The sequence below is a fragment of the Thermosyntropha lipolytica DSM 11003 genome, assembly GCF_900129805.1.
GTDB classification, from domain to species: Bacteria; Bacillota; Syntrophomonadia; order Syntrophomonadales; family Syntrophomonadaceae; genus Thermosyntropha; species Thermosyntropha lipolytica.
Genome location: NZ_FQWY01000014.1, coordinates 41,189 through 54,764, shown reverse-complemented (window position 1 = coordinate 54,764; position 13,576 = coordinate 41,189). Strand labels below are relative to the sequence as shown.

13 protein-coding genes and 1 pseudogene are annotated in these 13,576 nt (G+C 39.7%); 8 read left to right on the top strand and 6 right to left on the bottom strand.

Features of this window, described 5'->3' with window-relative positions:
* The 5 genes and pseudogenes from BUB92_RS05460 to BUB92_RS11355 form a co-directional block, all read left to right on the top strand.
* Positions 1 to 278, top strand: a pseudogene (locus tag BUB92_RS05460) (UPF0236 family protein); the annotation flags it as partial.
* 129 nt (positions 279 to 407) lie between these two features.
* The gene (locus tag BUB92_RS05455; RefSeq protein ID WP_073091165.1) at positions 408 to 989 is read left to right on the top strand and encodes an NAD(P)H-dependent oxidoreductase; all 582 of its coding nucleotides are present in this window, start codon (positions 408 to 410) and stop codon (positions 987 to 989) included.
* A gap of 175 nt (positions 990 to 1,164) precedes the next feature.
* A complete protein-coding gene (locus BUB92_RS05450; protein ID WP_073091162.1) occupies positions 1,165 to 1,386 on the top strand; it encodes a FeoA family protein in 222 nt (73 codons plus the stop codon).
* 23 nt (positions 1,387 to 1,409) lie between these two features.
* Positions 1,410 to 2,168, top strand: a complete 759-nt coding sequence (locus tag BUB92_RS11360) for a FeoB small GTPase domain-containing protein (protein ID WP_073091160.1) — start codon at positions 1,410 to 1,412, stop codon at positions 2,166 to 2,168.
* Positions 2,165 to 3,535 carry a nucleoside recognition domain-containing protein gene (locus BUB92_RS11355; protein WP_073091157.1) on the top strand — a complete coding sequence of 457 codons (1,371 nt, stop codon included), beginning with the start codon at positions 2,165 to 2,167 and terminating at the stop codon, positions 3,533 to 3,535. Before BUB92_RS11360 ends, BUB92_RS11355 begins: the two co-directional genes overlap by 4 nt.
* Positions 3,536 to 3,549: 14 nt before the next feature.
* Here the strand turns inward: BUB92_RS11355 and BUB92_RS05435 are convergent, their stop codons facing one another.
* The 5 genes from BUB92_RS05435 to BUB92_RS05420 all read right to left on the bottom strand — a co-directional run bounded on the left by BUB92_RS05435 (position 3,550) and on the right by BUB92_RS05420 (position 6,375).
* Positions 3,550 to 4,152 carry a septum site-determining protein MinC gene (locus BUB92_RS05435; RefSeq protein ID WP_073091155.1) on the bottom strand — a complete coding sequence of 201 codons (603 nt, stop codon included), beginning with the start codon at positions 4,150 to 4,152 and terminating at the stop codon, positions 3,550 to 3,552.
* A 10-nt stretch (positions 4,153 to 4,162) separates the two neighbouring features.
* A complete protein-coding gene (gene minE, locus BUB92_RS05430; protein WP_073091152.1) occupies positions 4,163 to 4,414 on the bottom strand; it encodes a cell division topological specificity factor MinE in 252 nt (83 codons plus the stop codon).
* 18 nt (positions 4,415 to 4,432) lie between these two features.
* Entirely contained in the window at positions 4,433 to 5,245 is an 813-nt protein-coding gene (gene minD / locus BUB92_RS05425) for a septum site-determining protein MinD (protein WP_073091150.1), read from the bottom strand.
* A gap of 283 nt (positions 5,246 to 5,528) precedes the next feature.
* Positions 5,529 to 5,687, bottom strand: a complete 159-nt coding sequence (locus BUB92_RS11530; protein WP_159432309.1) for a hypothetical protein — start codon at positions 5,685 to 5,687, stop codon at positions 5,529 to 5,531.
* Between the two features lie 88 nt (positions 5,688 to 5,775).
* Positions 5,776 to 6,375, bottom strand: a complete 600-nt coding sequence (locus BUB92_RS05420; RefSeq protein ID WP_073091147.1) for a hypothetical protein — start codon at positions 6,373 to 6,375, stop codon at positions 5,776 to 5,778.
* A gap of 301 nt (positions 6,376 to 6,676) precedes the next feature.
* On the opposite strand from BUB92_RS05420, the gene BUB92_RS05415 reads away from it, so the two are divergent.
* Positions 6,677 to 8,377, top strand: coding sequence for an acyl-CoA dehydrogenase family protein (locus BUB92_RS05415; protein WP_073091145.1), 1,701 nt, complete (start codon positions 6,677 to 6,679; stop codon positions 8,375 to 8,377).
* 41 nt (positions 8,378 to 8,418) lie between these two features.
* On the opposite strand, the gene BUB92_RS05410 is transcribed toward BUB92_RS05415, so the two are convergent.
* Positions 8,419 to 9,600 carry a DUF763 domain-containing protein gene (locus BUB92_RS05410; protein WP_073091142.1) on the bottom strand — a complete coding sequence of 394 codons (1,182 nt, stop codon included), beginning with the start codon at positions 9,598 to 9,600 and terminating at the stop codon, positions 8,419 to 8,421.
* Between the two features lie 508 nt (positions 9,601 to 10,108).
* Here BUB92_RS05410 and BUB92_RS05405 point away from each other — a divergent pair.
* Together BUB92_RS05405 and BUB92_RS05400 are read left to right on the top strand one after the other, a co-directional pair.
* On the top strand, positions 10,109 to 10,936 hold the full coding sequence (locus BUB92_RS05405) for a pyruvate, water dikinase regulatory protein (protein ID WP_073091139.1): 828 nt from the start codon (positions 10,109 to 10,111) through the stop codon (positions 10,934 to 10,936).
* Between the two features lie 250 nt (positions 10,937 to 11,186).
* Complete coding sequence (locus BUB92_RS05400) at positions 11,187 to 13,520, top strand: PAS domain S-box protein (RefSeq protein ID WP_073091136.1); 2,334 nt, start codon at positions 11,187 to 11,189, stop codon at positions 13,518 to 13,520.
* Positions 13,521 to 13,576 lie beyond the last annotated feature (56 nt).

Sequence of the window (13,576 nt, the reverse complement as noted above, 5' to 3'; positions counted from 1 at the left end):
GTTTAAGTAGCCGCCCAATGGGTTGGAGTCGGGAAGGACTGCGAGCAATGGCTGAACTGCGAGCATACTTAAGTAGCGGCGGCAAGATCAGCCTGAAGCATTTAAAACAGGAACCAAAGAAAAGCTATAGCCTAGAAAAAGCTATGGCCTTAAAGGTCAGCAATACCTTTACCAGAACACGTGAACAATTAAATAATGTGCCCATATTAAGCAAAGGTAAAGTGATACCAATGTTTAAATGTTTGAAAGATATGCATAATGGAACATCTAATTTATAAACCAAAATAGAGTGGTCATTAATTTATAAATATCCTATAAAAAGTTGACACTATCGGATAGAGGCAGTTTATTGCAATTTCCTTTATTTTCTGGATATAATAATAGGGCAAATGTGAGGAGGTGTTTTTGTGCAGGCATTACTGGTATATGCCCATCCTAATCCTTTAAGTTTTAATGCAGCTATTGCCGCAGTAGTTAAGGAAGAGCTTCAGAAAAAAGGGGTTGAAGTCAAGGTAAAAGATCTCTATGCTATGAATTTTAATCCTGTACTTTCAAGGGAGGATTTTGAAGGCTTTCATACCGGGAATATTCCTGCAGATATAAAAAGGGAGCAGGAAGATGTGAAAAATGCTGACATAGTAATTTTGGTGGCACCGATATGGTGGTATTCAGTGCCGGCTATAATGCGGGGCTATATGGATCGGGTTTTCAGTGTAGGGTTTGCTTATGAGTATACGGAAAGCGGCCCTAGAGGGTTGCTTACAGGCAAAAAAGGGCTTGTTATTACTACTGCCGGTGCTGATGAAAATGCTGCTAAGGCTACCGGCCTGGATAAAGTAATAGATTGGGGGATTGCCCAGGCTCTGTTTGGTTTTTGTGGTTTTGCCGAGTACAAGAGCAAGATTTTCTATGCGGTAACAACCGTTAGTGATGAGGAAAGAAAAAATATGCTGAACGAAGTTAGACGGCTTATTCAGGAATTTGTTTGATACCTGAGCCGTCGAAGTGCAAACATTACTCCGGTAAGTAAAAAGCTTGCCGGAGTTTTTTGTTTGTGGTGTAGGTTCAATAAAGCGACTATAAAGTAACATTTTTCAGATTATTTGCTTATTATAAAATGTCAGAACCTATACTTAAAACTATAAATAAAGGAGGCCTTTATGGATGAGGCTTTCCCAGCTTCAAACCGGAGAGAGTGGAGTAATAAAGGAGGTAAGGTTAGAAGGGTTTGTTAGAAGGAGGCTTTTGGATTTAGGGTTTGTACCGGGAACCGCTGTTAAGAGTATACGCCAAGGACCAGGAGGAAGCCCAATTGTTTTTGAAGTACGTGATACGCTTATTGCCTTACGCGCCAAGGAGGCAGGTAAGATATTAATCGCCAAATAGCAGCAGGGAGGAGATGTTTCTATATGGATGCGGGGCATTTTTTTAAGGTTAGAAAAAGATTTAATATCCATCTTTCTTCCGCGGATGAGCCAGTAATAGCTTTAGCCGGTAATCCTAATACAGGTAAAAGCACTTTATTTAACAGCTTGACTGGTCTCAGACAGCATACCGGCAACTGGCCGGGGAAAACGGTTATTATAACCCAGGGTGAATATGCTTTTGCCGGGCGCACTTATAAAATCGTGGATTTACCTGGAACTTATTCGCTTTTGGCCCGTTCTTCTGATGAACTGGTTGCACGGGATTTTATCTGTTTTGCCTGTCCGGATGTTACGGTAGTAGTTGTGGATGCTACCTGTTTGGAAAGAAATCTCAACCTGGTTTTGCAGATACTAGAAATAACAGATAAGGTTATTGTTTGTGTAAATTTGATTGATGAAGCCGAAAGAAAATCTATATATGTAAATACCAAAGCTTTAGCGGAAGAACTAGGGGTTCCGGTGGTGGAGGCAGCAGCTAGAAAAGGGATAGGGATAGAAGAACTTAAATCATTAATCAGGGATATGGTAGAAGGTAAAATAAAGACTTCTCCCCGGGTGGTCAGATATGATGATGATTTAGAAGCCCTGCTGGATAGGATACAGGAAGAGATAAAGGCCTGGCCTGGCAGCCGGTTTATAAATCCGCGCTGGCTTGCTTTACGCGTTTTAGATGGTGATGAGAGTATCTGGGAAGGGATAAGAAAGTATTGGATGGAGGAAAGTGGTGTTCTTTTTATATGAATAATACGGTTTCTCATTTATACAAAATAGATATGGAAAAAGAAGGGCGAGAATATAGTGAGCTTATCCTGACTAATATTTATCAGCAGGCAGAAACTATAGCTCGCAAGGTAGTGGTAAAGGGTGGCCGCCAAAAGGATATAGACCATTTTATTGATGATATAGTAACTTCCAAATATTTGGGCATTCCTGTAATGCTTATCTTGTTGGCCCTGGTGTTTTTTATAACTATTGTCGGTGCCAATTATCCTTCTCTGGCTTTGTTTGCTTTCTTTAATTTTCTAGAAGATAAGATTACCCGTCTTCTTTTATTCTTGGGGTGCCCGGATTTTATTTATGGATTTTTGGTGCAGGGTGTTTATCGCTGTACTACTTGGGTAGTTGCCGTTATGCTGCCTCCCATGGCAATTTTTTTTCCTTTGTTTACTCTTTTGGAAGATGCAGGATATTTACCCCGGGTTGCTTTTAATCTGGATAGCATATTTAATAAGGTGGGAACTTGCGGTAAGCAGGCTCTTACCATGTGTATGGGATTTGGGTGTAATGCGGCGGGAGTAACTTCGTGCCGGATTATAGATTCTCCGCGGGAACGTATGATCGCTGTACTTACCAACAACTTTGTTCCCTGTAATGGCCGATTTCCGCTCTTCATTGCTTTATCTATAATTTTTTGGGGCGGAATGGGTATTTATAAAAATTTTATAGCTGCCTTCTGTGTAGCTTTCTTGGTATTAACAGGGATCTTAACTACTTTTTTTATATCATTTCTTTTAACAAAGACTTTACTTAAAGGAATGCCATCAAGTTTTGCTTTAGAGCTTCCACCATACCGTAAGCCTGTTTTAGGGCAGGTTATAGTAAGGTCAATTCTGGATAGGATTATTTTTGTTTTGATGAGGGCAGTAAAGGTTGCTGCCCCTGCCGGAGCATTAATTTGGCTTATGGCTAATACTATGGTGGGAGATGCAAGTCTTTTTAAGCATATGACCAATCTTCTTGATTTCCCGGCCAGGATTATAGGGATAGATGGGGTTATCTTGACTGCCTTTATTTTAGGATTGCCGGCTAATGAGCTGGTGCTTCCTCTGATGCTTATGGGCTATCTGGCAACCGGCACCATGATAGAAGTAGAAAGCCTTACGGCTTTAAAAAAAATACTGGTTGAACAGCAGGGATGGACGGCGGGAACAGCAGTTTGTGTGATGCTCTTTTCTCTTTTGCATTACCCCTGTGCTACTACTTTATGGACGGTAAAAAAAGAAACCGGAAGCCTGAAATGGGCGGTACTAGCTTTTATAATACCTCTGGTTGTGGCTATATGTGCATGTTTCATGGCAAAGCAAATGGCAAAGTTAATAGGCATATAAAACCCGGTTAAACATCAGCTGTTTAACCGGGCTAAATTTTCCTGAGGAACATAGCGTTTTATACATATGGTGTCCTCTTCCAGATAAGCTATTTCTGGATAATCTTTAGGGGTATAGTCAGCAGGGGCCCTAGAAAATTTATCGGCTATGCGTATTTGGCCTGGAGCCATTTGCAAAGCAAAAACGATGCTGTTTTTATCTCCGTAAAATCCTGCATGTACTATGCCTTCCAGTTTACCCAGGATAATTATATCCCGGGCAGCAATTATTTCCGCACTTTCATGTACATTGCCCCATACGATGACCGAGCCTTCAGAGAAGATTTTTTGTCCGCTTCTTATATTGCGGTATATTATAACATCCTGGCCGGCTCCTTTTTCTAAAGAGCTTGGATTATTGTTCAGCACCATACCGTAATCCAGACAAAGCTTTTGCAGTGCAGCTATTTCCTCATGGGAGAGGAAATTTAAGCCTTCCCCCCGGAATACTACTTTAGAGCCGGCAAACAAACGGGGATTAGATGAAAATTTTTGCGTAAGGAAACGGATATAATCCTCAAAGTTTCCGGGAAGGAAGTTGAATACCAGGTTGCCATTGATTCCTTTTATGCTGATCATATTCCGACCTTTACCTGCCTTTTAGAGGAATATTGATATCGAGGGCAGACTGCCTGCCTTCATGGACAATAGTTACTTCGGGTGTACCGTCTATTTCCACATGTTTTTTTATTACCTCTATTATTTCTTCTTTGAGCACTTCAATAAGATGGGTAGAAGTGCCGGTGCGGTCATGAGCCAGAACTATGCGCAGCCTTTCATTAGCCTTATCCCGGCTGGAGCTGTTTTCCCGCGCGTAAATTTTTTTAAGAAAATCTATCATGGCCGGTTCCTCCTTTAACTACCTTGAGAAAAGGGTTTTTATTCTACTCCAGAAGGAAGAATTTTCAGAGAAATCAGGGATTTCCACCTTCTCTCCAGCAATGCGGCGGGCTATGTTGTTAAAGGCGATAGCGGCTGCTGACTTTTCATTCAATATAATAGGTTCTCCTTTATTAGTGGATACCACCACATTTTTATCTTCCGGAACTACCCCTAGAAGCTCAATACACAGGTGTTCAAGCAGGTCTTCAATACTAAGCATATTTCCTGATTTTACCATATCCATGCGGATGCGGTTGATGATCAGTTTTATATCTTTGAATTGAGCAGATTCCAGCATTCCTATTATGCGATCAGCATCTCTTACGGCTGATACTTCCGGATTGGTAACTACGATAGCTTTATCAGCAGCACTGATGGCATTGCGGAATCCCTGCTCAATACCGGCAGGGCAATCTATGAAAATAAAGTGGAAATCTTTGCGCATCTCATCACACAGGGCTTTTACCTGTTCGGGTGTTATGTCATCTTTGTTGCGGGTTTGGGCAGCCGGCAGCATGTAAAGGTGGTTAAAACGTTTATCCTTAACTAAAGCCTGTTTTAAAGTACATTCTCCTTCAATAACCTGGACTATATCATATATGACTCGATTTTCCAGACCTAATATAAGATCCAGCTTTTTTAGTCCTATGTCAAGATCCATAACGGCTACCTTATATCCCATACGGGCAAGGGCGCAGCTGACATTGGCAACCGTAGTTGTTTTACCTACTCCACCTTTACCCGAAGTTACTACTATAACTTGACTTCCGTTATTTTCACTGTTGTTCATAACTGATGGCCCTCCCTGAGCGTTTATTTACCTGATTAAGATTCTATCCTTATTAATTTTAAATCATATTTAATTCAGAATAAACTGCTATTTATGGAAAATGGATGTATAAAGCTGGAACTTAAAAATAGACAGAAAACAAACATGAGCCCTTTACGGGCTCATGTGGAGAGGGAATGTGATGGAATTTATATTTATACTTGGGGGGTGAAGGTACTTTTATTATTACATGTTAAAACTGATTTTGCAATACTTTTTGTAATAATCTAAATATTAGAAATAGTTATTTAAAGATATTAATTAAATTTATGAGGAGCTGGGCAATACCTTTCCGGGGGGTTTTTTTAGTCCACCCAAGAATAGGTTTTTGAGCAAAGGCTTCATCGATTCCTTTTACGATTTCATCAACCGCGAGGGCAAAATGCTTATCTCTTTCTCTCACTACGACTGCCTCCTTTCTTTGACCCTATAGAATAATATAATGGAAATTAAAATCTGGCTAATAAACTTTTTTAATGACTCTGATTAATTTAACTTAATAAATTTTTATTGCCTTCTTCCAAAATCTCCGCCATTTCCATAAAGGCTGAACTTATATTGCCTTCCGGATAAAGCTTGGCTAACCGGCGATAAAGTTCAATTATATTATTCCTGGCTTTAAGACAGGTAGCCAAAACATCATCTTTGGTTTGAGTATGGAAGTATTTAGTTATATCAGGTGCCGGGAAAGAGGAAAAGCTTTTTTCGATTTCCTGCATCCAGGCAAAGAAATTTTCCAGATTTCTGGTTATAAGCAATTTAGTTTCCGACATAAGACCTGCAGGTAATTCATTATTTACGACTTCTCCCCGGAATTGATAAAATTTAGCAATTTCGCAGTTAAGGGCATATTTAAAATGGAAAGATAAAGCTTCTAAATCTTTTTCTTCCTGTTTTATAAAAAGGTCTAAAATCTTACGGCCACTTTCACTGTGGCATTGGGCTTTTAAGATAACGAGTACATGCAGGAACAGCTCGGACATGGTAATTCCTAGTCTGTATGTTTCACTGGTAGTTGCCGGGATTTTAAACTTGATTTTTTCTTCGTTTTTAGCTATTTCGTTCGGGATTAAAAGGGCGGTTGCGTTCATATTTTCGTCCTCCTTATTTATTTTTCCCCGCGGGGGAATTAATTTTTCTATTGTGATTGTACTATCTTTCACAAAGAATAGCAAGAGGTTTTTGTACCTTTTTTCACATGATTAATTTTATTTCCGCCATAATCTGTGTTTATGCCCCTAGGGGACAGTTTTAGGAGAACACAAGAGCATATGTGTACATGCGTGTGCATGATTAAAGTTAAAGCTTATTTCGAACTTTATTTTATTTGACTATCAAAAATCAATATGACATAATATTTAAAAAAGTAATATTTCTGCGGGAGGGGAAAATATGTTTTTGCTTAACCCTAAGAATTATCACCGGCCGTTTAAGGATGAGAAGACTAATGACATTTACCAGAAAACGATTGACTTTTTTGAAAATAAGGGCTTGGCCAGTATAAAGGAAGATGATCAGGATATAAGATGGTATGATGATTATCTTAATATGCTGAAGGAAACCCAGGCTTATGCTACTCTTTTGACTCCGGCCGGCTATGGTGATCCTGATGCCCGTTTTGATATGTACAGGATTGCCCAGTACAATGAACTGCTTGGTTTTTACGGACTTTCCTACCAGTATTGTTATCAGGTAAGTATATTAGGTTTAGGGCCTATCTGGCTGGGAGATAATGAAGAAGTCAAGAAAAAGACGGCTCAGCTTTTGAAAGAAGGCGGCATTTTTGCTTTTGGACTTTCGGAAAAAGAACATGGGGCTGACTTATATGCTACGGAGATGAAGCTCTATCCTAAGGGAGATGGGACTTATTCGGCGAAAGGAGAAAAATATTATATAGGAAATGGCAATAAAGCGGCTTTAGTTTCTACTTTTGGCAAATATGCAGATACTGATGAGTTTGTATTCTTTGCAGTAGAATCAAATCATCCTAATTATGAATGTGTGAAAAAAATTAATACTTCTGGCAACCGTCCGGCTTATGTTGCTGAATACCACCTGCATGATTACCCTATCACCCCGAAGGAAATATTATCAAGCGGACAGAAAGCCTGGGATTCAGCTCTTAATACTGTTAATATCGGGAAATTCCAGCTTGGTTTTTGTTCAGTAGGTATTTGTACCCATGCTTTCTATGAAGCGATAAATCATGCCTATAACCGCTGGCTCTATGGTCATCGGGTAACTGATTTTCCGCATATTAAGAAGATCTTTACCGAATCTTTTGTACGCCTTATGGCTATGCGCCTTTTTGCTATGCGGGCTATTGACTATTTCCGTTCGGCTAATGATAATGACCGGCGTTATCTCCTTTACAACCCGATTCAGAAGATGAAGGTAACTACGGAAGGCATGAAGATTATAGATATGCTCTTAGATGCCATTGCGGCCAAAGGGTTTGAACAGGATACCTATTTCGAAATGGCCATAAGGGATATCGGCATGATTCCGCGCCTGGAAGGAACTACCCATGTTAATATGGGATTGGTAGTAAGATTTATGGAGAATTACCTTTTCAATAATATAGATCTGCCTGAAATTCCGGTTCGCGATGATATGACCAATGATGATTATATTTTGAATCAGAAGGCAGGAAGCCTTAAAACTGTCAAGTTTCCCGATTATAAACGTCCTTACAGCGGTATATCTACTCCGAATATCGAAGTATTTAAAGAACAGATTGAGCTTTTGCGTGCTTTCCTGGCTGATACGCCTCCGGATAAAGAACAGGCAGAAAATAAAGATTATATGCTGGCTTTAGGGGAAATATTTACTATGATTCCTTATGCCCAGCTTATCCTGGAAAATGCCAAGATTTATAATATACCCCAGGACATCGTAGATGAAATCTTTAACTTTATCGTACGGGATACTTCTCAATATGCTCTGCGGATGGTTTCCAGTCATCGCAATAGTGAAGCGCAAATAGCTAACCTTATGAAGATAATCAAGCTGCCGGTAAACAGTGATAATACTGATAAGGTATGGAAAGAACATGTACTATCACTGGTAGGAGCTTATAAAATGAATCCGTAATTAAAAAAAGGGGGGCTTTAAGCCTCCCTTTTTAGCAGGGCTTAAAATAATGAAAGCTGAATGGTTTCCTGGGGAGCAGATAAGGGGGAAGAAGGATTATTTGCGGTTTTTTCTGGCACCTTTGGGGTAGCTTTTATGTTTACCATTTCCGCATGCCAGATGGCCAGACGCTTAAGGCCTTGCAGGGTTTCGTGATTACCTGCTTTGGCTTTTTTTAATGCCCGTCTTAAAGTCTGATAGGAATGTTCCAGGTCAGCTTCGTTTACGGGGAAAGGAAAACCATCTTTGCCTCCGTGAGCAAATGAGTAGCGTACCGGGTCTTCAAAACTAGCCTTGATTCCATATGCTACTTCAGCTACCAGACATAATGCTCTTATTGTACCCGGGCCGGCTCCCGGGATAGCAAGGAGCTCTTCAAAAGTATGCGGGCTTTTTTCGTACACGGTTTGCAGTGATTTATTAAGGTATCTGGTATTAGGTATATAGTGGCAGAAAGGGAGTTTAAGCCTTATAAGATCTTTTTCTATAAGCTTAAGCTCCTTAAGGATTTTTTCTGGCTTGCTTTGGGCAAGTTCTGTGCTGGCGGTGCGTAAAGCGTAATTTTCTTTAGCCACCAGGTTTAAAGCCTGGTTTTTATGATTGCAGCAAATAGCGGTATGAGGTTCGTTGGTAAAATCTTTCAGGTTTAAGCTGAGCCAGTGATAGCGGCGGGCCTGTTTTGCATCTTCATTCATTCCCTGCTGGATTACTGCCCAGTTGCCTTCCTGGGTAAAAACAAAAAAATGGTGGTAGATTTGATAGCCGTCCTGAACAGCAGCATTATCAACTTTAGCTGCCATCTTGCTTGCATATATAAGGTTTTCAGGATTTATCTCTAAATGGTTTTTTTCGGCTATGGTGTTAATTTCCTGAGGGGTATTTACTGCTGTCTTACCTTTACCTCCGGCAAAGAAAATACCTGTCTTGGATGCTAAAGGGGACAATCCTTCTTTTATGGCTCCACATAGTGTGGTAGTAAGTCCGGAAGAGTGCCAGTCAAAGCCTACTACACAACCTAAAGCCTGAAACCAGTAGGGATGGGAAAGACGGTATAAAACTTCTTCTCTTCCTTTTTCTTCTAGAATTACTTCGATAATCGCAGCACTTAGTTTTTTCATGTGTTCAAAAAGCCAGGCCGGGCATTTGCCACTATGCAGGGGAAGATCAGCAGTACCGGTTTTCATCCTCGGTCTCCTTATTAACCTGAAGTTTATAACTTATTATAACTTAAAAAGACAATTTTCGGAACATAGGTTCTAATATTAAAAAAGGTTTTTCCAGAAATCCCGGTCGCTGAAAATGAAAAAACAGGCTAAAGCGGCCAGGATTCCACCTCCTAAAAGCAGAAGCAGAATTATTAGAGTGACAGATTCGCTGCTGGTCATGGCGCTTTTCACCTCGAAAAAGCTGTTCTTAAATATATATGATAACACTTAATAGCGAAAAAAAGCGCAGGGATAAAAATAAAAAACTTATTAGAAAATTCAGGCAGTAACCCCTCTGCAGGTGAAGATTAAAATATTAAGGGAGGGGCTATTCCCCCGGAAAGTCCTGAAGAAGAGAGAAGAGGAACCGTCGAAATCTGGGCATAAAATGATTGGTGCGGAAAAATGTTGAAGAAAAAAAGGAAAACCTGGCAGTATACAGAATAATATATATAGAGGCTGGCAACCGAGAGAGGGGGATGGTTATATGAATAAAAAACTGCATATCTTTGCGGTTTCTGATTCGGTAGGAGAAACCGCGGAAAAAATTGCGGTAGCTTCTTCCCTGCAATTTCCCATGGAGAGAAGTGTAACCAGGTTTTCAAGAGTTACCAAGGAAGAACAGGTTTTAAAGATACTGGATGAAGCTGAAAAAGAAGATGCGATCATAGTTTTTACCATAGTAAAGCCAAGCCTGGCAAAATTCATGGAGGATAAGGCCAGAGAAAGAAATATTGCTGCTATAAATGTTATGGATCCTATTTTGCAGGTTATTGAGCAGAAAACCGGGGTTCAGCCTATGTATGTTACTGGGCTCAGACATAAGATGGATGAACAGTATTTTAACCGCATGCAGGCAATAGAGTTTGCGATTGAACATGATAATGGACAAAATCTGGATACCATAAAAGAAGCTGACCTCATAATACTGGGCCTGCCGCAGACTTCCAAAACCCCGCTTTCCATGCATCTGGCCAATCTGGGTATCAAGGTAGCTAATTATCCTATTACTCTTAATACTGAATTACCGAAGGAAATTATAGAACTGAAAGGCAAAGTGCCCATGGTAGGACTTACTATTGATATGGAAACCTTGATAAAACTGCGTAAAGAGAGAATGCGGAGTTTTGATCTGCCGCCTAATGTGAATAGTGTTGATGAAATGGTAGCAGAAGAACTGGATAATGCTTACAGGATTTACGCTAAACTGAAATGTCTGGTAATAGATGTTACTTCCCATGATATCGAAGAAATAGGCAACACTATAACCCATAAGTTCAAGCTTCCTTTACGGGTAACTCATCACCGGTTTTAGAAGAAAGGGGCCTAAACGGCTCCTTTTTTTATAGGAAGATTGGCTGGTTATTCAGGTCAGGGTTTTAGGCTATAAATATGATGTCAGATATATGGGGATGAAGCTCCCTCTATCTTAGCAGTTTATGAAATTGTGCATTCTAAAAAATGGCAAAATAATATGCAGTTATTTTATATAATTTGGCTGTTTTTGGAGCAAGGATATTTACGAAATAGATAGAATATGTTTGCGTGGAGAGAGGGGGAGCAAGATGAAAACAGGCACTAAACAGGATCTGAAGCGGAGGGCTCAGCAGATAATAGAGGTTTGGCTTAATGGCGATGAATATAGGAGACGGCGTCTTCTCGAGTTTTTAGGAGTGCCTGTTGTTTTATGTGATATAGCGGGAAATATTTTGGACATAAATGTCCGAGCCCATGTGCTGCTGGGGTATAAAAAAAGGCAGGATATTATAAACGAGAATTTTTTAAGTATTTTAGTGGAAAAGCAAGATTTAGATGAGGGATTTTTTGGAGCCGGTATGAACGAGATTATAGATAGAGCTATTTACCTTAAAAATAAAGAGGAAGAAAATATATCTTTCTTTATTGACCTATACGAGCATAAAGGTATTTATTTAGTTTTTTTAATCGAAGCAGAAGGATACCAGGATGTGAAAGAAGCTTTGCTGGTTATAAAACAGCGTTATAAAAGCATTCTGGAAAACGCTTTAGAGGGGATCTGCATAATAGGGAAAAAAGGCTTTCTGGCTGTTAATGAAAGATTTGCCTCTATTTTTGGTTATAGTTTACAGGAAATATATGATTTACATCCTCTTGATTTTATAAAAGAAGAAAACCGAAAAAGTATGGAGTATTATTTGCATACGATAATGGATAATGAAATTTTAGTGAGAGAAAGATTAGTATATGGTTTTGTAAACAAGTTTAAAATGCCTGTTGACTGTGAGGTCAGCTATTTTTCAACTATTTACGAAGGACAGTTTGCTTTGCAGGTACATGTGCGTAAGATACAGGATATGGAATGTTACCGGCAGAAGATGCGGTATATAGAGGAAAAATACCGCAGGTTGCTCTATCTGGCTTATGAGCCTATCATCATGGTTGCTGATCACAGGGTTATTTTTGCCAATAAGAGTTTTTGCCGGCTTACCGGCTATACCGAAGAGGAACTCCAAAGTTCTGCCAGCTGGAAGTGGCTGGCTCCTGAATATCGAGGCAGGGTGGCGGCTTTAATTAAAAGGTGCCAGCAGGAAGAACAGGAGTTATTTAAGCTGAAAGCAGATATATTTACCTGCCGGGGAGAGAGGCTGAGGAGCATTTTGCATTTATCTTTTATTTCTTATAATGACAAGCCGGCAGTTATAATTTCCCTGCCTGCTGTAGACTTGAGGAGCAATGAGTTTAATTACAGTGATATAATTAAAGATAGGATAGAAAAGCGCATACTGAAGGTTATTGCGGAGAGTAAAGGTATAAGAGAAGCTTTTTTTGCTATTTTGCAATGTTTAGCCGAGGAAATGCCTGATTATAGTTTTGCTTTTTATATATACCGGGATAATTTGGTTCATATTTATGCGCGGAGAAATAATAAGAATTTTTTTTCCGTGCTGCACCGGAGTGAGCTGGAAATAGACGAAGAATATGGTTATGGTTTGTTCAGAGAATATAGCCTGAAAAACAGCACCTGTTTTGATGATAGGGAATTATTGGCTGAGGGGTATGATTATGCAGCGAAAGTTCATTTATACGGCCTTAATAAAAATATAGGTATATTTAAATGGGCTTATCGTAAAGAGGAGGAAAGGAGCAGCAACCATATTATAGCCAGGATAATGAGCGATGTTTCCCTGGCCCTGGCGAGAATGCTTGCCTGGAATAAAGATGATGGAGAAAAAGCAGGGAGAGAAAAGGAGAAGCTTGATCTCTTGCAGCGTTTTACCTTGATAGGAGATATAGCGGTGAATATTGCCCATGAGATGCGCAATCCTATGACTACTATCAAGGGGTTGGCGCAGATGCTCACGTTAGAAAATCCCCAGAATACAGACTACTATAATATGATAATCGAAGAGATAGACAGGGTAGATGATATAATAAGGAATTTTTTGCGCCTTTCGCGTGATATTATAACTGAACTGAAGGAAACTGAGATAAGCTATTTAGTAGACAGGGTTTTAGTTTCTTTATGGGATGAATTTTTAACCCGTCATGTAAATCTCATAAGAAGTTATGATTTTAGTGGCTTAAAGGTTCGCGTTGATCAAAACCAGATGGAGCAGGCTTTAAGAAATATTTTATGTAATGCTCTTGAGGCTTCCGCACCCGGAGATACTGTAAGGATCGAGATAGGAAAGAAAGATAATTTTGCCTGTATTGTTTTTGCCGATGAAGGTGAAGGGATCGACGAAGTTTACCTGGAGCGGGTAATGGAGCCTTTTTTTACTACCAAGGATAACAGCACAGGCCTTGGCCTTTCCATAAGTTATAAAATAATAAAGGAACATGGGGGCGAAATCAAGCTGGAGAGCAAATTGTGCAAGGGTACGAGAGTAGAAGTCTATCTGCCTCTGGTTGATGTATAGGTTTTATGCATAATGATTTGTTTTTTAGGGAAAATAGCAGTTAAAAAGATGAAGGA